27 protein-coding genes and 1 riboswitch are annotated in these 22,344 nt (G+C 46.6%); of the genes, 16 read left to right on the top strand and 11 right to left on the bottom strand.

The genetic code is table 11. From position 1 onward, the window contains the following. Nucleotides 1-179 precede the first annotated feature (179 nt). Nucleotides 180-413, top strand: a riboswitch (cobalamin riboswitch). From ACOGW3_RS25310 to ACOGW3_RS25300, 3 genes are all read left to right on the top strand, one after another. Continuing rightward, the gene (locus ACOGW3_RS25310; RefSeq protein WP_419905465.1) at nucleotides 377-649 is read left to right on the top strand and encodes a CbtB domain-containing protein; all 273 of its coding nucleotides are present in this window, start codon (nucleotides 377-379) and stop codon (nucleotides 647-649) included. Its footprint overlaps the riboswitch before it by 37 nt. Nucleotides 650-680: 31 nt before the next feature. Then, nucleotides 681-1,436, top strand: coding sequence for a CbtA family protein (locus tag ACOGW3_RS25305; RefSeq protein WP_419905464.1), 756 nt, complete (start codon nucleotides 681-683; stop codon nucleotides 1,434-1,436). 118 nt (nucleotides 1,437-1,554) lie between these two features. Beyond that, nucleotides 1,555-1,887, top strand: a complete 333-nt coding sequence (locus ACOGW3_RS25300) for a hypothetical protein (RefSeq protein ID WP_419905463.1) — start codon at nucleotides 1,555-1,557, stop codon at nucleotides 1,885-1,887. A gap of 17 nt (nucleotides 1,888-1,904) precedes the next feature. Here the strand turns inward: ACOGW3_RS25300 and ACOGW3_RS25295 are convergent, their stop codons facing one another. Further along, on the bottom strand, nucleotides 1,905-3,461 hold the full coding sequence (locus ACOGW3_RS25295; protein ID WP_419905462.1) for a tetratricopeptide repeat-containing sulfotransferase family protein: 1,557 nt from the start codon (nucleotides 3,459-3,461) through the stop codon (nucleotides 1,905-1,907). Nucleotides 3,462-3,826: 365 nt separating this feature from the next. Here ACOGW3_RS25295 and ACOGW3_RS25290 point away from each other — a divergent pair, with 365 nt between their 5' ends. Next, nucleotides 3,827-4,597 carry a substrate-binding periplasmic protein gene (locus ACOGW3_RS25290; protein ID WP_419905461.1) on the top strand — a complete coding sequence of 257 codons (771 nt, stop codon included), beginning with the start codon at nucleotides 3,827-3,829 and terminating at the stop codon, nucleotides 4,595-4,597. Nucleotides 4,598-4,660: 63 nt separating this feature from the next. Here ACOGW3_RS25290 and ACOGW3_RS25285 read toward each other — a convergent pair whose 3' ends face one another. Genes ACOGW3_RS25285 through ACOGW3_RS25275 form a run of 3 tightly spaced genes read right to left on the bottom strand, consistent with a single transcriptional unit; the run spans nucleotide 4,661 to nucleotide 5,596 of the window. Further along, complete coding sequence (locus ACOGW3_RS25285; protein WP_419905460.1) at nucleotides 4,661-5,050, bottom strand: RidA family protein; 390 nt, start codon at nucleotides 5,048-5,050, stop codon at nucleotides 4,661-4,663. A gap of 14 nt (nucleotides 5,051-5,064) precedes the next feature. Continuing rightward, nucleotides 5,065-5,283 carry a DUF2798 domain-containing protein gene (locus ACOGW3_RS25280; protein WP_419905459.1) on the bottom strand — a complete coding sequence of 73 codons (219 nt, stop codon included), beginning with the start codon at nucleotides 5,281-5,283 and terminating at the stop codon, nucleotides 5,065-5,067. A gap of 19 nt (nucleotides 5,284-5,302) precedes the next feature. Beyond that, on the bottom strand, nucleotides 5,303-5,596 hold the full coding sequence (locus ACOGW3_RS25275; RefSeq protein WP_419905458.1) for a putative quinol monooxygenase: 294 nt from the start codon (nucleotides 5,594-5,596) through the stop codon (nucleotides 5,303-5,305). Nucleotides 5,597-5,704: 108 nt separating this feature from the next. Between ACOGW3_RS25275 and ACOGW3_RS25270 the strand changes: the two genes are divergently transcribed. Further along, nucleotides 5,705-6,607: a LysR family transcriptional regulator gene (locus ACOGW3_RS25270; protein ID WP_419905457.1), complete on the top strand. Its 903-nt coding sequence runs from the start codon at nucleotides 5,705-5,707 to the stop codon at nucleotides 6,605-6,607. A 21-nt stretch (nucleotides 6,608-6,628) separates the two neighbouring features. Here the strand turns inward: ACOGW3_RS25270 and ACOGW3_RS25265 are convergent, their stop codons facing one another. Beyond that, nucleotides 6,629-7,528, bottom strand: coding sequence for a LysR substrate-binding domain-containing protein (locus ACOGW3_RS25265; RefSeq protein WP_419905456.1), 900 nt, complete (start codon nucleotides 7,526-7,528; stop codon nucleotides 6,629-6,631). Between the two features lie 160 nt (nucleotides 7,529-7,688). Between ACOGW3_RS25265 and ACOGW3_RS25260 the strand changes: the two genes are divergently transcribed. From ACOGW3_RS25260 to ACOGW3_RS25225, 8 genes are all read left to right on the top strand, one after another. Continuing rightward, nucleotides 7,689-8,726 carry an ABC transporter substrate-binding protein gene (locus ACOGW3_RS25260; RefSeq protein WP_419905455.1) on the top strand — a complete coding sequence of 346 codons (1,038 nt, stop codon included), beginning with the start codon at nucleotides 7,689-7,691 and terminating at the stop codon, nucleotides 8,724-8,726. A 79-nt stretch (nucleotides 8,727-8,805) separates the two neighbouring features. After that, nucleotides 8,806-9,861: an ABC transporter ATP-binding protein gene (locus ACOGW3_RS25255; protein WP_419905454.1), complete on the top strand. Its 1,056-nt coding sequence runs from the start codon at nucleotides 8,806-8,808 to the stop codon at nucleotides 9,859-9,861. After that, nucleotides 9,861-10,724, top strand: coding sequence for an ABC transporter permease (locus tag ACOGW3_RS25250; RefSeq protein WP_419905453.1), 864 nt, complete (start codon nucleotides 9,861-9,863; stop codon nucleotides 10,722-10,724). The genes ACOGW3_RS25255 and ACOGW3_RS25250 overlap by 1 nt, the downstream gene beginning before the upstream one ends. A gap of 9 nt (nucleotides 10,725-10,733) precedes the next feature. Continuing rightward, nucleotides 10,734-11,528, top strand: a complete 795-nt coding sequence (locus ACOGW3_RS25245) for an ABC transporter permease (RefSeq protein WP_419905452.1) — start codon at nucleotides 10,734-10,736, stop codon at nucleotides 11,526-11,528. A gap of 3 nt (nucleotides 11,529-11,531) precedes the next feature. Further along, nucleotides 11,532-12,626: an NAD(P)/FAD-dependent oxidoreductase gene (locus ACOGW3_RS25240; protein WP_419905451.1), complete on the top strand. Its 1,095-nt coding sequence runs from the start codon at nucleotides 11,532-11,534 to the stop codon at nucleotides 12,624-12,626. After that, a complete protein-coding gene (locus ACOGW3_RS25235) occupies nucleotides 12,619-12,927 on the top strand; it encodes a (2Fe-2S)-binding protein (protein ID WP_419905450.1) in 309 nt (102 codons plus the stop codon). Before ACOGW3_RS25240 ends, ACOGW3_RS25235 begins: the two co-directional genes overlap by 8 nt. Further along, complete coding sequence (locus ACOGW3_RS25230) at nucleotides 12,924-14,330, top strand: FAD-dependent oxidoreductase (protein WP_419905449.1); 1,407 nt, start codon at nucleotides 12,924-12,926, stop codon at nucleotides 14,328-14,330. The genes ACOGW3_RS25235 and ACOGW3_RS25230 overlap by 4 nt, the downstream gene beginning before the upstream one ends. Further along, nucleotides 14,327-14,674 carry a RidA family protein gene (locus ACOGW3_RS25225; RefSeq protein WP_419905448.1) on the top strand — a complete coding sequence of 116 codons (348 nt, stop codon included), beginning with the start codon at nucleotides 14,327-14,329 and terminating at the stop codon, nucleotides 14,672-14,674. Before ACOGW3_RS25230 ends, ACOGW3_RS25225 begins: the two co-directional genes overlap by 4 nt. Before the next feature lie 84 nt (nucleotides 14,675-14,758). Here the strand turns inward: ACOGW3_RS25225 and ACOGW3_RS25220 are convergent, their stop codons facing one another. From ACOGW3_RS25220 to ACOGW3_RS25210, 3 genes are all read right to left on the bottom strand, one after another. After that, nucleotides 14,759-15,280: a sensor histidine kinase gene (locus tag ACOGW3_RS25220; RefSeq protein ID WP_419905447.1), complete on the bottom strand. Its 522-nt coding sequence runs from the start codon at nucleotides 15,278-15,280 to the stop codon at nucleotides 14,759-14,761. A 96-nt stretch (nucleotides 15,281-15,376) separates the two neighbouring features. Beyond that, the gene (locus ACOGW3_RS25215) at nucleotides 15,377-16,102 is read right to left on the bottom strand and encodes a c-type heme family protein (RefSeq protein WP_419905446.1); all 726 of its coding nucleotides are present in this window, start codon (nucleotides 16,100-16,102) and stop codon (nucleotides 15,377-15,379) included. A gap of 179 nt (nucleotides 16,103-16,281) precedes the next feature. Then, entirely contained in the window at nucleotides 16,282-17,199 is a 918-nt protein-coding gene (locus ACOGW3_RS25210) for a LysR family transcriptional regulator (RefSeq protein ID WP_419905445.1), read from the bottom strand. A gap of 157 nt (nucleotides 17,200-17,356) precedes the next feature. On the opposite strand from ACOGW3_RS25210, the gene ACOGW3_RS25205 reads away from it, so the two are divergent. After that, nucleotides 17,357-17,980, top strand: coding sequence for a DUF2306 domain-containing protein (locus tag ACOGW3_RS25205; RefSeq protein WP_419905444.1), 624 nt, complete (start codon nucleotides 17,357-17,359; stop codon nucleotides 17,978-17,980). 30 nt (nucleotides 17,981-18,010) lie between these two features. Here ACOGW3_RS25205 and ACOGW3_RS25200 read toward each other — a convergent pair whose 3' ends face one another. The 3 genes from ACOGW3_RS25200 to ACOGW3_RS25190 form a co-directional block, all read right to left on the bottom strand. Then, nucleotides 18,011-19,690 (bottom strand): hypothetical protein, encoded by a 1,680-nt coding sequence (locus ACOGW3_RS25200; RefSeq protein ID WP_419905443.1) that lies wholly within the window; start codon nucleotides 19,688-19,690, stop codon nucleotides 18,011-18,013. A 111-nt stretch (nucleotides 19,691-19,801) separates the two neighbouring features. Then, on the bottom strand, nucleotides 19,802-20,500 hold the full coding sequence (locus ACOGW3_RS25195; protein ID WP_419905442.1) for a glutathione S-transferase family protein: 699 nt from the start codon (nucleotides 20,498-20,500) through the stop codon (nucleotides 19,802-19,804). A gap of 43 nt (nucleotides 20,501-20,543) precedes the next feature. Beyond that, a complete protein-coding gene (locus ACOGW3_RS25190) occupies nucleotides 20,544-20,915 on the bottom strand; it encodes a VOC family protein (RefSeq protein ID WP_419905441.1) in 372 nt (123 codons plus the stop codon). A 116-nt stretch (nucleotides 20,916-21,031) separates the two neighbouring features. Between ACOGW3_RS25190 and ACOGW3_RS25185 the strand changes: the two genes are divergently transcribed. Together ACOGW3_RS25185 and ACOGW3_RS25180 are read left to right on the top strand one after the other, a co-directional pair. Further along, nucleotides 21,032-21,934, top strand: coding sequence for a LysR family transcriptional regulator (locus ACOGW3_RS25185; RefSeq protein ID WP_419905440.1), 903 nt, complete (start codon nucleotides 21,032-21,034; stop codon nucleotides 21,932-21,934). 39 nt (nucleotides 21,935-21,973) lie between these two features. Continuing rightward, nucleotides 21,974-22,303, top strand: a complete 330-nt coding sequence (locus tag ACOGW3_RS25180; protein WP_419905439.1) for a hypothetical protein — start codon at nucleotides 21,974-21,976, stop codon at nucleotides 22,301-22,303. The last annotated feature ends 41 nt before the right edge of the window (nucleotides 22,304-22,344 follow it).

Genomic DNA, 22,344 nt, shown 5'->3' with positions numbered 1-22,344 from the left:
CGTGATCAGGACCGAAATAGGGAAGCTTTGGGGTGATTTGTGGCAAAAATATGCGGTTGAAAAGCGGAAATTTATAAGGTCGATCTACGTCTGCGAAGAGAGCCTGTCATGTTGGTATAGGTTTTTTTTAGGGGTGTTTGATAACTGGTATTAATTGACGGTTCATCATTTTGCTCTAATAGTTATAGCGCGACTATGGTGCCCCGAATAGAAGCAAAGCTTCGGGGATTAAAAGGGAACGCAGGAGGGATCTACCCAAAAGGGGATCTTTAGCCTGGGCTGCCCCCGCAACTGTAATTGGTGAGTTTTCGCGCGTACGTCCACTGGCGAGGAGTGGTTTTATTCCGGGCTGGGAAGGTTGTGAAAACGTTGATCCGTGAGCCAGGAGACCTGCCACTGCGTAGTTTTTACCGGTTTTGAGAAAATCCGTGAAAACTTTTTAAATATCATACGCGGACGGAATATGATGGTTAATACAAAAACTCAAACAAAAGAACTTAATATCAGTGTTCAACAACGGATGGCAGCGGGCGTCGTCGCTGGTGTTCTTGGTTTTTTTATGGTTATGGGCGTAGGTTTTGCCCAGCCTATGGAAATCCATAATGCGGCACATGACACACGTCACGCCTTTACCTTTCCTTGCCATTAACGGGCAGAGCATAGGATAGGATAGAGTTCAGATGATACATCGGGTATTGTTTGCTGCGATCATCGCTGGTCTTATTGGCGGCGTGTTCGTTTCTTTCGCTCAGATGGTTAAGGTTGAACCTCTGATTCTTCAAGCCGAAGAATATGAGGCTGTCGAAGAACCTGAAGTTGCTTCTGTGCAAGCCGCCGGGGCTGCGACAGCTGCCGATACAGCAAGTGAGCACTCTCATGGAGGGGGTGCGGCTGCTGGCGATGGCCATCATGATGCAGAAGCCTGGGGTCCCGACGATGGGCTCGAGCGTAGATTGTTTACAGTAGGGTCCAATATTATCACAGGCGTTGGTTTTGCTTTGTTGCTTTGTGCAGGAATTGTCTTGCGCGGCAGAGAAGTTGACTACAAAACCGGCATTTTGTGGGGGCTAAGTGGCTTCTTGGTCTTCTCCTTATTGCCTGCGATCGGATTGCCTCCGGAACTCCCTGGAGTAGAGGCTGCGGGAGTTGAATCTCGACAGGCGTGGTGGTTCTTGACCGTCGGTTGCTCAGCCATTGGTTTGGCTCTGATTATTTTTAAGGAAGCCTGGGCTTTTCGTGTGTTAGGAATTGTCTTTATCATAGCCCCACATGCAATTGGTGCTCCACATCCTGCTGAATTCGGCGGTAACGTTCCTCCGGCAATGGCAGCCCAATTCGCTGTTGTTTCCCTGGTAACAACAGCCTTGTTCTGGGTCGTGGTCGGCGGTGTCTCTGGGTATGTTTTCCAACGGCAACAAGCTGCAGACCCGGTTTGAACCCACGCAAGCATGACGTGTTGTAACTTTAAGGTTGGCGGGGGCTATCGGTTACCCGCCAACTTCTTAGCTATTTGAATAGCCGAAATATCAGTTTCTATAGAGTGGTGCGGACACAATGAAAGACCATCATTCTGGCGATATCGTATACAACTGGTTCTGCTTGTTTCTGGAGCGTGATGAAAATCTGCTGCAGCAGCTCAATAATTTTGGCCAAGGCATTACTGTTGATGCTAATGAATGGCTGTTCACTGTACCCGCACTATATGATTTCGCCTGTAATAGCAGTCCACAATTTAAACAAATGGATTATCCAAAATTCCGAAATATGCTGTTTCAGTACCCGTTTAATCAAAAGCTAAAAGGCACAGGTGCAGAAATTAGTATTTCCCAAAACTATAATAAATTAGATCTGAGCATCTACCGACTGGGGCCAGTTTCTATACCTTGAAGGCCAAATTTTGATCGTTAAAGTCCTTCAAGGCCTTTAATCATTGTCTCTATATAGGGTTGGTAGTTTTTCCAGCGGTTAACATAATTTTCATGGACGCCTTCTCTTACTTGAGACGCGCTAGCTGTATAAACAGCCCGTTTTGAATTGTGAGTGTCAATGCAACCAGCTTCCCAAGTTAGGTTGCAATGAGAAATTATTTTCTTGGCTTCGCCCTCGAAATTTTGCACCAGAGTTTCATAGGAAACATCGAGGATGTCCTCTCCAAAAAGCTTATGCCAATGTTCCATTAACGCGGAGTATGATTTGTAATAATGGACAAGATCTTCTTGGGAATACGCGAAATCCATTCCCTTGGTGAACAGTTGGCGATAATTTCCCAAACAAGTGTCAATTGGATCGCGTGTGCAATGTAAAATACGTGCCTTGGGGAATACTGCTTTGATTGCCCCCAGATAAAGAAAATTTGTTGGTAATTTATCAGTTATGTAAGGAGATGTTTTATTGAGCGTATCTACGCTCTGGAGATAGTGATCTGCTATCTTCTTGAGATCTTTTTTAGACCACCGATTTGCAGTTTCAGGATAACTAAAGCCATGTCTTTGTCCAGCCTTGTCCAGGGCATCTTCAACATACGGGAGTTCTCCTCCGGCATAGACTAGGGAGTGGCCAGAGACAATTTGCTCTACTAATGTTGTTCCCGACCTTGGCATTCCCACGATAAAAATCATTTTATCTGAGCTCGAGCCGTGATTTTCCAAACGTGAGTGGAGATCAACTGTAAAGGTTTCTGCAATACGACGCATGAAATCACCATCGTTGATTACTTCATAGTCTGAATTCTGCTTGATGATTTTATTGGCAATTTCTAGGTGAGAGTAAGATTTCTCATAGTCTTTATTGTTATCAAGCGCCATTGACAGTGCAAAATGAACTTTTGCTTGCTCACGTGGTAATTCACTTAAACTATCCAAGCTCTCAAGCATTTTAGGTAGGTCTGTTTCGAGATCTAGCTGTTTCAGTTCCGCCAATTGCTTCCAAGCACCAGCATAGTTCTGTTTCAAAGTAAGAGCCTTGCGAAAGAACGATGTTGATAGGTCCATTTGGCCCATTGCTCGGTGTATTACCGCAATCCAGTATAATGGCAAAGGAGAAGCAGGGTCGAGTTCGCTCGCTTTCGTATACTGATGTGCGGCATCTTCTGGGCGATTTAGATCAAGCAATACTTTCCCCAGATTAAGCCGTGCTTTAACATTGTCTGGCTCGAGCTCAACGTATTTTCTAAAATTCTGGAGGGCCTTCTCGCGTTCAATTCTTCTTAGATATATAGCGCCAAGTAGATTGTAGGTTACCGCAGATTTGGGGGCGAGCTTCAGGGTGCTTTCCAATAGTTTTTTTGCTTTTTGATCCCGTCCTAGGCTGATAGCGGTATAGGCCATCCGAAGTAAGAAACTTGAATTATTCTTATAGTGCGGAAATATTTTTTCATAAACATCGTAAGCTTCAGCTGTTCGACCCGATTGTTGTAAGAAATTTGCACGTTCAAACGATTTTTGGTGGGGGAGAATAGCCAACGAGAGGTCTCAATCTATAAAGCACGTTAAGGGTGTGTTTGATCATTCAATGCTTGAATTTGCAAGTAAATAGTTCAATTGGAATAGGGATTTTTATAAAATCATACTGTGGATCAGTGAGCTGGCGAGAGTGTGTTTCCCATTGAGATGGGAAAGGGCATCTCTTAGGAGATGAAATTAGAAAGATCACTGACAAATACTGTTATCTTGATCTGCTATTGAGGCATGTATTCGACTGGTCGGTGGCCATGTTGTTCATTTTTGATGTGAGCACTGTAGGGGGAATTAACGAATTATTCTGATGGTAATGATATAAATAGCGGTGCCGATAAGTATGTTTGTGAGGGGACGGGAGCAATAATACCATGGTCGGACTGATAACTCGCAATCCTATGATCTATCAGTGGCAAAAGATTCTGATCTCCTACACGGTTTTCTTTGGGGCGGCTTTCGGTGCGGCAGCTCAAGAAAAAGGCGAACTCTATATCGTAACCGAGGATTATCCTCCCTATGAAATGTTGGAGCCTCAAAATGGGCTTAGAGGCTTTGATTACGAAGTTGTAACCGAAGTCTTTAAACGGATGGGCTATGCTTCGAAAATCGAGTTTCTTCCCTGGAACCGGGCTTTAATGAACGCACGTAAAGGGCAAACGGTTGGGATTTTAACCTGCGCTTATCTGAAGGAGCGTGAAGATTTTATCCTGTTTTCCGATCCCATCAGCAGCTTTACCAACGGCTATTTTGTCAGGTCAGATTTTACCGGACCTGTTCCCCATTCAATTGAAGATGTAGTCGGTTACAAGGTCGCCTCTATCAAGGGGTATGAAAGCTTGCAAGTCCTTAAAAATGCAGGGCTAAGACCGCTTGAAGTCTCGGATACCAAAAGTGCCATAAGAACTCTTTTGGCAGGTCGCTTTGACTATCTCAATGTCGCGGAAGAAACGACTGCTTTTGTAATTAAAAACATGGGATTATCAGGGAAATTTATATTTCATCCCTTGGCGACTAAAAGCTTTCATTTTTGTTTTAGTAAACGTTATCCAAATGTAGAAAATATCCGGGAAGACTTTAACAAAGCTCTCGCTCATATCAGATCAACGGGTCTCTACGACAAAATTCATGCAAAGTACCGTTGATGTTTAAATTGGCCCTGTATAAGTCCTGATAGAGGCCTTGCTTAAAGAACTCGTCTACAGGGGCTAGAGAGTAAAAATAGCTTCGATCTCAATTTTGAGTTCGGGGGCAAACAGCGCTTCAATTTTTATGAGAGAACTTGCGGGGATGTGGTTGCCATAAAGGTCTAAGAGAGTATCTCTGAGGGATGCCATATCGCTTAGATCTGTGACAAAGACTGTAACCTTGATCAGGTTTTTCATTGCTGTATTTTGTTGTTCCGCGATGATTTGAAGTTGATTAAGAATTGCCTTGGTCTGATCTGATACGGAGCCGGATTGAGCTTCGGTTCCAAAAGCGGTAAAGCCAGAGGTGTAGAGGGTATTCCCGTGGACGACAGCGTGAGTGTAGGGGCCGACAGGCATGCCGAGTTCGGGAAAGTTGATGCGTTGAACGTTCATTTGGTTGTCTTTCATAAATCAGGCGTGGTTTAAGATATTTTGCTTACAATCCGTTGAGTGGTGGTCTGGATAAAAGGACCGAGGATGAAAGCGATGAGGGCTGCTGCAGGCCAGGCGAGGCGAAAAGCAACCATCCATTTTTCGATAAATTCAGGACCCCAACCCAGATTGATCCAGGTGACCCAACAGGTCATAAGGATCGAAAGAATAAGGGACATAAGGATGGAAAATACCATACGGTGTTTCATCTTTGATTATCCCCTTTACCTACGATCCAGAATTCAATTGCAGCCGTTCGATATAATTTACCTTGGTGTAGTCGTGCGACAGGTAGGCGAGGGTGTGTGGGGCTTCGAAATGGGCCTTTAAGGCGTCGTCATTTGTCCAGCATTCCCACAGAGTGAAGCACTGTGGCTTATCTTGCTGTTGTAGAATTTCAAACTGTATGCAACCCGGTTCTTTCACTGTCTCTTTAACGAGCTGGCTAAGGGCATTTTTGGTTTCACTCAGATCTGCGCCGTCTTGAAGTTCGATACCTGCACTAATCCAAAGTTTGTTCATAACTATTATCTCCACTGTTGATGTGTTCTGTTGTGAAAATAGATTTATATAATTTCAAATGTCGGGTATATATCGAATATTGAAGTTATATATTCCATAAATGAAATCATGATTGACGACATCGCACTCTTTGTTCACATCGTACAAAAACGGGGACTGGCAGCTGCTGCTGAATTCTTGAAACTACCGGCGGCAACAGTCACCCGGCGTTTGCAAAAGCTTGAAGACGTGCTGGGATGCAGGCTTATCCACCGGTCAGCGCGCAAGTTTAATTTGACTGCAGAGGGAGAGGTTTATTATCAGGCCTATGCCGATTTGGTGCAACAGTTCGAAGTTACAACGCGTAACCTGAGTACCGATGTTCATCAACTCAGTGGCAAGCTCACAGTGTTGGCGCCCACCAATGCGTCGGTGAAAATCCTGCAGCCGATGTGGTCCGCTTTTATCAAGGCATATCCAGAAATACAGCTCCACCTGTTTGTTAGTAATGAAACCAAAGACATGATGGATGATCATGTTGATATGGCTCTTCGAATAGGTCCGCAGGCTGATTCCCAACTATTCCAAAAAAAGCTTGGATCGGTCGCGACGATCCTGGTCGCTTCACCTGGGTATTTGCAAACACATGGTGAGCCCGAGGACTTAAACGCCTTACATGACCACCGCATTATCTTGGTGAGTACTATTCCCGTGTGGAGCCTGAAAAACCAAAAGACAGGTACGGAGGAAACACTTCATCCCCGTCCTGTAACCCTGGTCAACGACATCGGTCTTGCGGCCCAGTTGGCCCGAGATGATCACGGGATTGTTCTGCTTCCGATAAGCGAGATTACCGAGGAACTCAAGCAAGGTCAGTTACTTCAAGTCGTTTCTTCATGGCGCGGTCCGGAAAGAGATATTTTCGCAGTCTGGCCAACGGGACGGCTTTTAAGTGCGCGTGCCAAATGCTTACGCGATTTTATGCAGGACTATATCGGGAATAATCCGATTTTACAGGGATCTCTGCTGTAACGTTGGTGCGTAAAGTTACCTTTACTCTTTGTCTTGCGCCAGGTGTGAGCGAACGAGCTCCAGGAAAACATTAGATATCCGGGACTTTGGTCGAAGGGAAGGGAACAATACATTATATTGATAGAGGAGAGATGGCGCGAAGGGGCGGGTCTCGACAAGAGATTGTTTCCCCATTTCAATTGCGGTTATGGGGTCTATTAATGATACGCCTCCACCTTGTGAAACGATTTGACCAACAGCAAAGGACAGCTGTGTTTCGATCCGCATTTTGGGCTGGACGTCTGCAGACAAAAACATGGCATCGACTCTTTTGCGCGTAGGATAGTTTGCGCCTAGGGCAACGAAGATTTCATCTTCAAAATCTTTTGGTTCCAGAATAGGCTTACTGCATAGACGGTGTTTTTTGGGAAGGACGGCAATCATTGGGGCTTCATAAAGCAGTTCTGTCGTCACGCCGGGATGTGTTGTATCGCTTTCGGCAAAGCCGAGGTCAAATTGCTGTGACGCTATACACTGTATCACCTTTTGAGAACTGTGAATTTGCAGGGCGATAGAGATTTCAGGGCGCTGGACGCAGAACTCAGCAATCACTCTTGGCAGAAAGCCAAGCGACATGGCCGGCATTCCCGCAATGTGAAGTGCTCCACGCCGGTAGGAGCCAATTTCACGTGCGGCTTCTGTGATCATATCGATCCCGATAAACGATCTTTCTACCTCTTCAAACAAAGCAAGTGCTTCCGGGGTTGGGGAAAGGCGCTTTTTTTCCCGTCGAAACAAGGGGTATCCCACTGTGTGCTCCAAATCAGACAGCAATCTGCTGGCCGCGGGTTGAGTTATCAGGATGCGCTTTGCTGCATCAGTAACACTACCTGTTTCGATCATGGCGCGAAATGCTTCAAGCTGCCTGTGGTTCAAACGCATGGAATTTCCTGGCGGGTTTATTGGTAAGGAGGAGTACACTTTAGCTACATAGTAAATAAACATAACATTTTGGCATGATATTCGTAAAATTATGAATTTGAAATATGTTGTCGTTTTGTAGCAAATAACCTCCAACAAAGATTGAACAAGGGAGGACACAATGAAAAAAACGTTATTGGCCACATCTATAATGGCCCTGACAGCAATGACATCAGTATCTGCGATGTCAGAGGAGAAAACGGTTTACCTCGCAGCCTATGGCGGTTCGACTGAAACGCTGTTTAAGGAAGTTATCATTCCCAAATGGGAAGAAAAATCTGGCGCCAAGGTGGTTTATGTCTCCGGTAATTCGACGGATACACTGGCAAAACTACGCGCACAAGAAGCAGCCCAGGAAATTGATATTGCCTTTATCGACGACGGGCCTATGACACAGGCTATTCAGTTCGGTTATTGCGATACGGTGAAAGAAGATACCTATGCAAGTCTTTATGACAGTGCTCGCCTGAAAGAAAGCAAGGCTGTCGGCATTGGAGTTATCGCAACCGGTTTGGCTTATAACGCACAAATGTTCGCCAAAAATGGCTGGGATGCGCCGACATCCTGGTTGGATCTGGCAGATCCTAAATTCAAGGGCAAGATTGCGATCCCGCCCATCACTAATGGTTATGGTCTGCACGCGTTGATCGTTGCAGCCAAATTAAATGGTGGCGGTGAGGCCAACATAGAACCTGGATTAAAGTTCTTCGAAGAAAAACTCGACGATAATGTATTGGTTTACGAACCATCATCAGGAAAAATGTCTGAGCTGTTTCAAAATGGTGAAATTGCCATGTCAGTTTGGGGGAGCGGTCGTTTGAAATCTTTGGCAGATACGGGCTTTCCTGGTGAATTTTCCTACCCTAAAGAAGGGGCGGTAAATCTGTTGATTGCTGCTTGCCCCGTGGTCAATTCCGACGTTCCAGAGTTGGCACAGGACTTTTTGAAGTTCATGGTTTCACCAGAAATGCAGAAGTATTTTGCGACCGAAAAAGGTTGGGGCCCCGTGAACAAAAATGTTGAGTTGAGCCAGGATCAAATTGGTGCCCTGCCTGTTGGCCCGGAGCGTGTCGATACGCTGATTAACATCGACTACACACTGGTTAATCCTGCCCGTGGTGAGTGGACCAAAAAGTGGACCCGTCGTATCGAGCGTTAAAACAACGCGTTATCAAGGAAAGGGTCGACACGGTTGTCGACCCTTTTCATTCAATCAAATACAAAAATGGTGACCTTCCATGTCGTTCCTGAGCCTCGAATCCCTGAACAAAGAATTCGGCGACTTTACTGCCGTAAAGGATATGAACCTGTCGATTGAACAAGGAGAGTTCATTTCCCTCTTGGGCCCATCGGGGTGCGGGAAAACAACAACGTTACAGATGATTGCCGGGTTGTTGACACCTACACGCGGTAAGATTTTACTCGACGGTAAGGATATTACAAAAACACCGCCTAACAAACGTGGGCTGGGGATCGTTTTTCAAAGTTACGCTTTGTTTCCTCATATGACCGCCACGGAAAATGTCGCCTTTGGTCTCGAAATGCGTGGTGTCGGTAAGGTTGAGCGCATGGACAGAGCCCGAGCTGCGCTAGAGCAGGTCAAGCTTGGCCGGTTCGCGCATCGTTATCCGAAAGAGATGTCAGGGGGGCAACGTCAGCGCGTTGCTCTTGCCCGTTCCCTTGTAATTGAACCTCCGGTTTTGTTGCTGGATGAACCCCTTTCTAACCTTGATGCGAAACTGCGCGAAGAAATGCGAATTGAGTTACGTCTTTTGCAGCAGGATATCGGTGTAACCACAATTCTCGTAACTCACGATCAGGAAGAAGCGCTTTCGATGAGTGACCGGATCGTGGTGATGAGAGAGGGAGATATGGCACAGGTTGCGGCTCCTTTGGATTTATATGAACGCCCCCAAAATACTTTCGTGTCAGGTTTTGTCGGCAAGACCAACTTGATATCGGCTTGGGCTGAGGCTGGGGCGCAGGGGAAATCTACGGTGACAGTTGATGGCCACGTTATCGATTTGCCAGGGAAAAATTTGACAGAAGGGGAAAACGTGACCCTGTCTATCCGCCCTGAAAAATTCCTGATGTCGAGAGAAGGCAGAGGGCACAAGGTCGAGGTTCAAGCCTCTATCTTTATGGGCGCGAGCTGGCTTTACCGGGTCAATAGCCCGATGGGAGAACTATTTGTCACACAACCCAATAATGGTGCGGCAGGGTATGTAAAGGGGGACATCGCCTACCTTAGCTGGCCCGATGATGCTGTAACGCTATTTTCGGAGGTGGCGTAATGTCAGCGAAGGTTTCTGATAAAACCCCGTTTCTGATGACGGCCCCAGGGGTAGTATTTTTCATACTGTTACTGGGTGTACCGATGCTGCTGACTTTCCTGCTTAGTTTGCACTCTTATGATTTCACTACGGGTATTCAAGCCGATTGGACAATCTCAAATTATGTAGAAGTGCTGGGAGACCCGTATTTTCATAAAATTTTCGGCCGAACCTTTGGATTAGCGCTACTGGTTACGGTGATCTGCGTTCTGATCGGAGCTCCTGAAGCGTATGTTCTCGCGCATCTTCCCAATCCCTGGCGATCGATCTTTCTGTTGGTCGTGTTGGGGCCATTGCTGATTTCCGTTGTTGTACGCACATTGGGGTGGGCGTTGTTTTTTGGTGGCAAAGGCATTCTGACAATGGTGGCATCCGGACTTGGATTTGGGGAGGAACCCGTAAGTTTAATGTTTACTTTTACAGGGATGACCATCGCGCTTGTACACGTGTTGGTCCCTTTTATGGTTATCTCTGTTTGGGCGTCACTGCAAAAAATTGATCCTCAAAGTGAGGATGCGGCGCTGACACTTGGGGCCTCGAAATTAACCGTACTCTATCGAATTACTCTTCCACAGGTCATGCCTGGTATCCTGTCAGGCAGTATCATTGTCTTCGCTTTGACCGCGAGCGCTTTTGCGACCCCGGCCATTATTGGAGGCCGTAGGATGAAGGTTGTGGCCACAGCTGCCTATGATGAGTATCTCAGCACACTCAATTGGCCTCTTGGGGCTACGATTGCTGTAATTCTACTGGTCGTCAATATCGTCATCATCGTTAGTTACAATAAATTGGTCGAGCGTCGCTTTGCCAAAGTCTTTGAGTAGGAGGACATAATGCGTCGTCTCGGTTTTGTTGCACTGTGTTTTCACGCCCTGTTTGTGGCTTTCATTCTGGCGCCACTGCTAATGGTTATTGCGGTATCTTTTACGGACAAAGGTTATCTTTCGCTGCCCACGGATGGATTATCGTTACGCTGGTTTTATGCCATTTGGGATAATCCCGATTTTATTGATGCCTTTTGGGTGTCGGTCTGGTTGGCATTGGTATCCGCCACTATTGCAGTCATTATTGCGGTACCGGCATCCCTAGCCATTGCCCGCAAAAAATTCCCTGGCAGAGAAGTTATTGCGGCGTTCTTGTTATCGCCTTTGATGATCCCGCATCTGGTTCTTGGGGTCGCGTTTTTGCAGTTTTACAGCAAAATTGGTTTGGGAGGTTCGTTTTATGGGTTATTGGCAGCGCATGTCATATTGATCACACCTTATGCTCTACGTCTTGCGTTGGCTTCAGCCACGGGCCTGCCTCGGGAAGCAGAGGACGCAGCATTGACCTTAGGCGCCTCGCGCTTCACGGTCTTCCGCCGGATTACCTTGCCGTTGATTTTACCAGGTGTAGCAGGTGGTTGGCTGCTTTCTTTCATCACCAGCTTTGATGAATTGACGATGAGCGTTTTTGTCGCTTCCCCCGCGACACAAACTTTACCCGTGCGGATGTATCATCATATTACTCAGACGATAGATCCTTTGATTGCATCTGTCTCGACAGTGCTGATTGTCTTAACTTTTGGGGTGATGCTGATCCTTGATCGTTTCTATGGGCTCGACAAGATCTTTGTTGGGAAGGGTTAAGAGATGGCGTTGATTATCATCGGGGGTGGGGTTGTTGGCTTATCTGTTGCCTACGGTCTTTTGAAGAAGGGACAGGATGTTATCGTGCTTGATGGTGCCGATGACGACTTCCGAGCATCCCGTGGAAATTTTGGACTGGTCTGGGTACAGGGCAAAGGGGCTGATTGCGTCGAATATTCTAAGTGGTCTCGTCGTTCAGCTGCTCTGTGGGCTGATTTCGCTCGAGAGATAGAGGACCTGACTGGCTTTGATCTCATGCTCCGTCAAGTCGGAGGGATGGAATACTTCACTAATGAGATCGAATTAGAAGAACAAATTACCAAGCTCGAGAGCCTGCGTGATGCATCCGGTGGAGACTACCCTTATGAAGCTCTGGACCAAAACGAGTTACGTGAAAGAGTTCCTGAAATCGGCCCCAAGGTAGTTGGGGCGACTTACTGCCCTGAAGACGGGCACGTGAACCCGTTGTTCTTACTCAAGGCTCTCAGTAGTGCTGTGCGTAAAAAAGGGGGAGATATACAAACTGGTGTGAAAGTCGTTGATGTTTTAGGCGGAGATGGAGAGTTCCAGGTTATTTTAGATGATGGTTCTCAGTTAAGGGGTGAAAAAATTGTTTTGTCTGCAGGGTTAGGGGCCATGGAGTTGGGGCCGAAATTGGGTTTCAGTGCTCCGATACGCCCACAGCAGGGACAAATTTTAATCACAGAAAAGCTGCCAGAATTTCTCCACTACCCTTCTGGAACTTTACGCCAAGTAAACGAGGGCGGTATCCAAATCGGTGCTTCCAAGGCAGAACTGGGATTGGATGATGCCGAAGACAATCAAACGATTTCAGCGCTAGCACGTCATGCCGTTGATGTCTTTCCGCATCTGGAGAAGGTGAAGATGGTGCGCAGTTGGGCCGCTTTACGGATAATGTCCCCCGATGGTTTGCCGATATACCAACAATCAGATACCCACCCTGGAGCTACTTTTATCACGTGCCATAGTGGCGTTACCCTGGCTGCTGCTCATGCTGGTTTGTTACCGGATTGGATCCTGGGTAAAACTCCGGCTTATGACTTATCAACCTTCAGCGAAAGACGTTTTGATGTTTGATCAAATCTCAGATTCAACAGATAACGACGTGCGAGTTGATTTTATTTTTGATGGTAAAAACTTATCTGTGGTCCCGGGTACGACTGTTGCCGCCGCCTTACTCGCTGCAGGTCAACTGCATTTCCGTGAAACACCCGTTTCTGGTCAGAAACGCGGACCGTTCTGCATGATGGGTGCCTGTTATGACTGCTTGGTGCAAATTGATGGTGTTACTGTTCAGGCTTGCATGACCTCGATAACAGAAGGGCTAGAGGTGCATCGTGTGCCCAAAGCGATTTCCTCAAAAGGAGATCGGTCATGACTACGATGGATAAACCGGACCTTATTGTGATTGGGGCAGGGCCTGCAGGGCTTTCAGCAGCGTTGGAAGCTGCACGTCATGGTTCAAGTGTCTTGTTGTTAGATGAGCAGCCAGAGCCTGGAGGTCAAGTCTACCGCAATGTTATGAAGGCATCTGCAAAACAGGACGAAATACTTGGTCCAGATTATAAAGCTGGGCGGCTACTGGTTTCCAGCATTGAGAATGTAGAAATTGATTATCGCTCTGGCGTTACGGTTTGGCAGGTCGGTGCTGATGGAAGCGTTGCTTTCAGTCAAAATGAAGAGGCCTATCAAGTTCACGGACGGCATATCATTCTGGCGACGGGTGCAATGGAACGTCCCGTACCTCTGCCGGGTTGGATAGTGCCCGGTGTAATGACGGCAGGTGCTGCACAAATATTGATGAAATCAGGAGGGTTGGTTGCGCGTGACGCCATACTGGTTGGTTCAGGACCTTTACTCTATCTTCTATCTTCTCAGATGATCGCAGCAGGTAGCCCCCCGAAGGCCTTGGTTGAAACCCAATCCTTCAACAATCTGTGCTTGGCGATGACACATATCAAAGGTGTTGTTTTGGGCTGGAGACAATTGTTAAAAGGATTACAGCTTATCCGCCAAATCCGAAAGGCGGGAGTGCCTCGGTATAAAGCGGCTACTGAAATTTCGGTTATCGGTACTGATCAGGCAGAGGCGATATCTTTCACTACTAAGGGGCGTAAACATAAACTAGATGCATCGACCGTTTTGTTGCATCAGGGGGTGGTCCCCAATACGCAAATCTCTCGCTCTCTTGGGCTCAAGCATCGGTGGAATGAAAATCAGCGTTGTTTTTATCCTGTTACAAATGACGTCGGGCAAAGCTCTATTGAAAAAGTCAGTATAGCTGGCGACGGTGCCGGAATTTCTGGGGCTAAAGCTGCTGAATATACAGGTCGTCTTGCTGCTCTCAATGCCCTTCATAAACTGGGATTGATCTCCGAGGTTGCCCGTGATCAACGAGCAGTACCCTTACTTCGAGCTCGTAAAAAAGAAATCGCAATCCGTCCCTTCCTGGATCAGCTTTATGCGCCTCCAGCTGAGATCTTACGTCCAAGGGGAAAAACAATTGTCTGTCGTTGCGAGGAAGTAACCGCTGATGATATTTCTAGTTATGCAGCGTTGGGATGCAAAGGTCCAAACCAGACAAAAGCATTTGGTCGATCTGGGATGGGGCCATGTCAGGGCCGTTTTTGCGGCGCAACCGTGACTGAGATCCTGTCAAAGGAAACGGGTTTACATCCAGAACAGGTTGGGTCATACCGCATTCGTGCGCCATTAAAACCCGTGACCTTAGGTGAACTGGCTGCGTTAACTGACGTACCCCAAAAGGAGATTGTATCGTGATCGAACGCATCGAAACAAACCAAAGAATGAGTAAAATCGTTAAACACAATGGGGTGGTTTACCTATGTGGGCAGGTAGGAATTGCAGAAGACAGTGTAGCAGAGCAAACCCGGGAATGCCTGCGTCGCGTAGAAGATCTGTTGGCAAAAGCAGGTTCATCACCGAGTAAAATACTACAGGCAATTGTTTGGTTGGCTGACATGGAAGATTTCGCAGAGATGAATGCGGTCTGGGATAATTGGGTACCAGAAGGATATGCACCTGCGCGTGCTTGTGGTGAAGCCAAATTGGCACGACCTGAGCTAAAAGTTGAAATGATTGTAACTGCTGCGTACGACGCCTAAAACCGACACGTCCATTACGATTATTGCCAATAGGTTCACGGGCCGCCTATCAAGTGCCCGTTTTCATCGTACCACGCCTTGAGATCAAAGTACCCGATCGTGTGGAAAGTGAACTGAGAAACAGCTTCCTTTACCAAGAGCACTGTCGATGATGAGTTCGCCGCCATGCATTTGGGCAAAGTTGTCCACGAGCCAAAGACCCATTCCTAACCCGGTTTCGTGGTGTTGTGACGCGACATCTCCCCGATAATGTTCTTCTTTAAGTCTGGCGAGCTCAGTCTCTGAAATTCCAATACCATTGTCCTCTACCGAGAGAACCAGTTTGCCAGTTTCAAGCTGACATCGAACCGTGATCATGGTTGCTTTACTGTATTTTACTGCATTGTCGACAAGATTGGTCAATATTTGACGTACTGCCCTTCCATCCCCCTTCAGATTTAAATCAGTCGGAGAGTGTTGGATTTCAAACTTGATACCAGCCATTTCTGTGGCGGACCTCAAAACGGGTGCTATCGATATGAGAAGAGGGTTTATCGCAATTTCCTCTTCCTCGTAACTCCAGCCAGTGTCTTGAATAGCCCCCGTGTTGAGGAGTTGTTCAATCATACTAAGTAAGTGAAGGCCACTGCCTTGTATTTTTCATTCCCGAGCGTGCCAAAAGTTTCGTTATTCATGGAAAAGCCGATTATAAATCATGATTCATTAGGAAAGTACGGCATTCTTTTCTGTTAATTCTTTGGCAAGGGATCTATTTACTTTCGAAGATGACTGTAAGATCCCCACGGTTGGTAACATCACAATGCTTCCAAAAATTGTGGCTAAAACTGCGAGGATAATCGCAACCTCTGTCATTTCCCTTTCAAGGGCATCAGCACGTGGTAAGTCTATGACGACCTCCCGCACACCGCGAAAATCGCCGATCACCCATTCGCGGCCAATACCCGCAGAGTTGTGGCATTCAATGCAGTCGTAAGACATCAATATCGGTCTGGAATAACGAATGACTTTTCGCTCTGCGATTTCGGCAAAGCGATAATAGTGTTTACCTGGATTTTCCTGTAAAAAACGAAGAGCTTTTAACTGGAATTCATCTAATCTTCTGTCCGATCGCCCAGGAAATGGATAGGCACTGTACATAGAAGTGGTCATACCAGCACTTACCAACTCTAGCTGTTCGCCATAATTTATGGTCATGGTCGCTGGGAAGGGGATTTTCTTTGTTGAGGATTGGAGGTCATCGGTTAACTCCACTCCACCTGCCTTGGCGCGGGGGACTATTTCTTTGGAGTAGAACTGGTGCAATGTGGATATGGATATCTCAAAGGCTTTTGCTGTTTCAAAAGCCAGCGCTTGCCTGGTTTGTTCAAGGTAATATTTAGAGCCAAAAATAAACAGGCCAACGATACCCAGAATAAAAATCGCAACCACGATCTGCGGGTGTCTTCCGATTGTTCTAAATACCATTTGCTACCAAACAATAATCTATGTCGATCATAAAGCTGCCATTCATAATCAAACTCAGGAAGCTTTGCCTATATATCTTATCATTTGGATTTTAACCGCCAGTTAAAGAAACTTTCATTCACCTTTTAGTGTTCCCGAAAGGGTTAGGACACATCTTTGGTAATATCCTGAGTGAGTTGGCGCATCCATTGGTGAGCCGGATCTCGGTCATGACGCTGGTGCCAAATCAGGTGGACATCAATATCTGGAACTTCAAAGGGAACCGGAAAATATTGGAGCTCATAACGTTCCAAAAATGGTTCTGCCAATTCCATAGTGCTGGTGGCAATGAGATCACTGTTGGAGACAATGACAGGCCCGGCCATGTGACTGGCAACAGTTACAGCGACTTCACGCTTTAAATTCAGTGTTTTTAGAATGTTATCAACATAGGTTGTTCTGTTGCCATCGCTAGAATAGATAATATGCCGTGCTTTAAGGTAGTCCTCTAAATCTAAAGAACCTTGAATAATGGGGTGATCTTTACCGACGATAACGACGTGGCGGCTTTTGAAAAGGCTGCAGGATCTAAATCGTGGGGGAAGTTCGTTGTAAACGCAGGCTGCCATATCAAGCTTGTTTGCCTCAATCAGTTCAAGCAAGCGGGGAAGGGGCTCGTGATAGAGGCTGAGCGACAAGTTGGGCGCTTCCCGGGCATAGCGGCTCAGGATAAGAGGCGCATATTGGGCCACAGCATGATCTGGTAAGCCGTAGTGGAAGGTTCGTTTTGATGTCGCGGGATCGAAGTTTGTGGGCAGACTCACAGTATCTAATATTTGGGCTAACGCCTGTTGAATCGGAACGGAGATTTCATCTGCACGGGCTGTGGGCTCTACGCCATTTTTCGAACGAATAAACAGCGGGTCGTCCAGACTATGGCGTAATCGTTGTAGACTGTGGCTTACCGCAGACTGTGTCATCCCCAGCTGTTCTGCTGCCCGGGTGATGTGTCTCTCAGAGTAAATCACTTGAAAAATCTTCAAGAGATTCAGGTCAATATTTAAATTATTAATATCGTGCATGATAATTATATTAAATATGATCTGGATTAATGGCAAGGTGAGCACAATTCTCTTAATTCGGATATGGCGAATAAGTCATGAGTTTCTTACCTGGTGCAGGGCGTGTGCGATAATGAGATTACGAGCTATTTTTAAAAACGGATTTTGGATCGTTCTAATGTTATCGGCGACCGGGATTTCTTTGTTGTCGACCCGGTTTTTATTGCCTGAACCACCGCATGTCGGTCCGGGGATCATGGAAAATTTTCTGGCGCATAAAACAGCCTTCCTTGCCCATGTGCTCGGTAGTTTGATAGCGCTTATGCTTGGTCCCTGGCAATTTGTTAAAACAATTCGTGGGCGCTGGCCGCGTCTGCATCGCTGGATGGGTCGTAGCTATATGGTGGCGGTGTTGGTCGGTGGTCTCGGTGGCTTTATCGTCGCCTGGACTTCGACTGCGGGCCCCATCGCTGTGGCAGGGTTCGCGACACTTGCCGTTCTTTGGCTCTATGTGACAACTCAGGGGTATCGAACCGCACGAGCAGGCTGCTATATGGAGCACCGCGAGTGGATGATACGCTCATTCGCCCTAACTGCGGCAGCTATTTCCCTTCGCCTCGGCCTCCCCATTGCACCTGCTCTGGGTTACGAATTTCAAACTGGATATATTGCGCTTTCTTGGGTGTGCTGGTTGTTTAACCTCGTCGTTGCAGAGATATACATCAGAGCGGGTAAGGGAGGGAAACAAAAGTTAGATGTCGCCTCAAAAACGATAAGAGGCTCTGAAAGTACAGTATCTTGACAGGGAGCGTTGTTAAGCCACTCTATAGTGTTATCCGGTAACCTTCATGGCCGGACAAGTTGAGCGCTCTAGTATTACCCGATTAGAAAGTCCTTGAGAGAATTGATCCAGGGCCGAGTGCATCTTTGGTACTGCTGCGGGATTGGTGGCGTAAAATTGCACTGATCCTTCCGCTGCAGAGACGATTTCGGTCTTCATCGTTGCAAGCAGGCACCAGGATTTTGGGATCCCTTGAGTAAACCATTGTTTATAGACCATGGCATAATCAACATTGGCATCTTGCACGAGCTTATGCATTGTTTGTGTATCAAGTTTGTCCGTTGCTCTGATCTTGCGTACACGCTCTGATCCGAGGCCCCAGAGATCAAGCACATAGTTATCATTATTGTAAGAAACCCACCCTAAATCGTTGACAGCAAACGGCTTTGAAAAGAATTCAGTTGCGAAACGGTGCATCTGGAATTGCTGTTCATAGATCCCTCTTGACGCGAGTGGTGTTAATTCCGTGGCAATAAAGTAAGGTTTGATGAGGAGAGTAAGACCACAGAGCACGAGAGTTTTTAACAGGAATAATCTGGCCTGCATCAGTTTATGAAAAAAGTGGCGCAGGAGGTATAGGCCCCCGATGATCAAGATTGCGACGGCATAAACTTCATAACGGTGAAACCAGTTGTACTGTCCTGCAACGAGGTGAGCGCAAAGTGAAAGCCCTATGGTGCTGCCGATAATAAATTCTGGTGAAAACCTGGCAGAGGATCTGAGCGATATTCCTTCGGAAGTGTCCGCTGATTTAGCTGTTGGTTTGAGGTTTTTGCGATGCTTTATTCCCATAAATAAAAGAGTGCCGATTGCCAGAGCGAATAATCCGCCCCATCGATTGACCATTGCAGCTCTGAGATTTTCAACGAGCCCATACACTTTATTTATTAAGTAGCTATCGTTGGTACCTGTGGTGAATACATTCGACTTCACCATAACCGAGCTTGGCAGAAGAGGAAGTCCTAGTTGGTGCATGATCAGGCCGTATAGGCATATCAAGGCTATTATTATTGTCCCGGTTGCAAAGGCTGTTTGTCTGTGCCCCTGAACGAAAAGTGCCAGGACAGCAGCCCCGGACAGTGCCATGCCTTCAAACCGTATCAACGGGCCGACGATTATTGCAAGCAGAAGCCACTTTGGGATCGGTTCCTCTTGACCATTTTCTGAAATAAGAACGAGCCCACGCAAGGTGACAAGAACGGCTAAGACATGAAGGGAATGCTCCATCCCTGTCAAAGGCAAGGCCAGGCCGTTGATTGATAGAATGAGAAGGGGAGCGATTGCGTTCGGAAATATTGCCCAGTGCGGTGTTTCTTCCGGGATGGCATAACGCCAAAAAAACTCTAGCAATAACCAAACAGACAAACCTGTTGCCAAGCTATTGATAAATAATGGACCGATTGATCCCAGGCCCACAAATTCAGTAATGCTAAGCAACAGTGGGTATAAAATGGATGACGAGGGCGAGGAGAATTCGGTCAGATTAACGCCATAGCCCCCCTTTATGATATTTTCAGCAACCGAGAGGTGAATGTAAGGATCATCCCGCGTGTAAATAAGATGGCCCTGGGATAACCACATTGAAATACCGACAACAATAGAAAACCCCAAGGCCCACAGTAGTGTCCAGTTTCGCGCAAAAAATTTTGCGTTACGTATATGTGTTGTCAATTAATGTCCCACTCAAATCCGGCCTGTGGTCAGCATCCTAAATAGTGCTTTGTTTAAAAAGGATGAATTTGATCTCTGTGATGGTGATTTTTTGACATTTTAAATGAAAATTCAAAAGGTGGCCGTTTTTCGATCGAGAGCAGCCAGTACGTGAGAGGCATAGCTCTCCTGCTTGGATATAAACTCAACCAAAAGATTATTGTAATTGACGGGCACTGCCCTTTGGATCGATTGATGTTCCGCTAAATGATCACGCCATCTCTGTAATTTGATCAGGCTTTGGAACGGATCGAAGAGAGAAATGCTTGTGAGGACCTCGAAGTAACGAAAAATGATCCCGTAAACCGCGTCAATTAATTGAAAAGTCGACGAGGCAAAATAGGGCGTTCCCGCAAGTTGCTCCTCAAGAATGGCGAACTTCTCTTGAATATTCTGTATTGAGGCATGGAAAGATACTTCTGTTTTATCCCGGTAGATTATCTGGGCGATAGATCCAAGGATGTCAGATCCGAATTCAATCCAGGCGCGGTGGTTCGCTTTTTCGAGCTGGCAATCTGGGTGGAGAGAGCCCGGGTAGGTTTCGTCGAGAAATTCTGTGATCACATTGGCCTCAAACAGAACCCGGTTCCCGTTAATTACCAACACCGGAACCTTTCTTGTCGGTGAGAGGGGCCCCAGCCATGCAGGTTTGTCATCCAGAACGATGTCTTTTCGCTCATAAGTTATGCCCTTTTCTTCGAGGACGATAACAACCCGTTGAACATATGGGCAGATCTCATGCCCGATAAGGAGGAGATGATCACTTGTCATGGTCGGGTCCTTAAAAGAACAGTTCGAATTGATGGCGATTGTATTAGGAAATACAGTGCAGGTTCAGTTTGTTGCCATCGAGATCTCTGAAATAAGCGGCGTAGAAACCATAGTCGCCGCGGGGGCCGGGAGCGCCTTCATCCATTCCGCCAATCTCCAATGCTTTGGCGTAGACCCTGTCTACCTCTTCCCTGTTCTTTGTTCTCAAGGCGATCATAACGCCATTGCCAACAGAAGCTGAATTACCATCGATGGGCAGATGGATTGAAAAATTCACAGAACTCATGTCCTGGCCCCAAACGATAAAGTCGTCGACTTCCATAAGCCGACCGATGCCGAGAGCTTTAAAGAGTTCATCGTAAAAACCGGCCGAGCGGTTCAGGTCGTTGGTTCCTAGAGAAGTGTATCCAATCACTTTTGGTATTCCTTTTGTAAGTCTTGGTTGTTACTGAAGGAAATATAATGGTTTGCAAAAATGAATGAAATAAGCAGTATTGAAAGCTATGTTTGCAATAATGAAAATAAAATTTAATGAATTGGAACGACCTGAAACTATTCCTGGCCGTGGCAGAAAACAAATCTCTGATCGGGGCCGCACGTGACCTTGGGATGAGCCACACCACGGTTTTCCGCCACCTTAATGCTTTTGAGTTGGGCATCGGCGCGCGGTTGTTCGAGCGTATCAAGGGGGGATATGAGTTGACCGAACTGGGCGAGGAGATGTTGGTTCTGGCCCAAGGAATAGCAAGCGGTTTTGATGATATTGACCGCACCATTATTGGCCGGGATAACACGCCAAAAGGAACGGTGAAGCTCACTGCGACAAGCAGTTTATCCTATGCTTTTCTGCCGGGCTATATCGCAGATTTTAACAAAGAGTATCCGGATATCGAGATCGAACTTCTGGTTTCAAATCAGGTCCTCAACATGACCGCGCGTCACGCGGATATTGCCCTGCGGGTGTCGCGGGCCCCGCCAGAACATCTGATTGGGCGAGAAATTTGTCACATCAAATGGGGCGTATACGTTGGGGATGGTTATGCACAAGAACACGGCGTTCCCTTGAGCGTAACAGACCTCGGAGAGCACCGTCTTATCTGCGGAGCAGGACAACTCCGAGATCATACTGCTTTTGCCGGGCTCCAGAAAAATTATCCGGATAACATTATCCAGCGCAGTGATGATTTTATCGCGATGGCAAGCTTGGCCGAAGCAGGACAGGGGCTGGCTTTATTGCCTGATGACCTCGCCCGCCCTGGCCTACAGCGTTGCTTTACTTATGAACCCGCGGGACTAAACCCACTGTGGATACTGACTCACCCCGACCTTCGCAAGGTCGAACGCATTAAAATTGTCATGGGCTATCTGGCAAAGGCGTTTGCTTCGGAACAGAGGTTAGCTTGCGGCAAGATTGGCTTAAGTCAAAAAACTTAATTTGAGTGAGGTGATTTGTTCTCTGTCGTTTTGGTTGTATTGACTGTTGCGGGTTACATTTTGACAAAATTTCTCATTCGAAACAATCGCTCACTTTTTAAGGGTATAATTTTTGCTGTTATCAATTTTGTTGTAATTAACGCGATATCTGTTGGGGCATTTCTTTATGGAATGTTCAATGAATATTTTGAGATCGAAGAAGCCCTTTTGGGGATATTTTACGCTGCTATAATTACCTTTATTCCAATCATATTGGGCTTGGTTTATGACCCGAATGCGAAGGGAGATCGGATTACACCGTTAAATGCTGACGGCACAAAGAAATTGAATTTTGAGGACATACAAAAACAAAGAGGCAAGGGGAGATAACCTTTCTTGCCAGTCTTGGATGAATTCAGAGCCGTAAACAT

Source organism: Kiloniella sp., from assembly GCF_965205715.1.
GTDB lineage: Bacteria > Pseudomonadota > Alphaproteobacteria > Kiloniellales > Kiloniellaceae > Kiloniella.
This window is presented reverse-complemented; position numbering and strand designations above follow the sequence as displayed.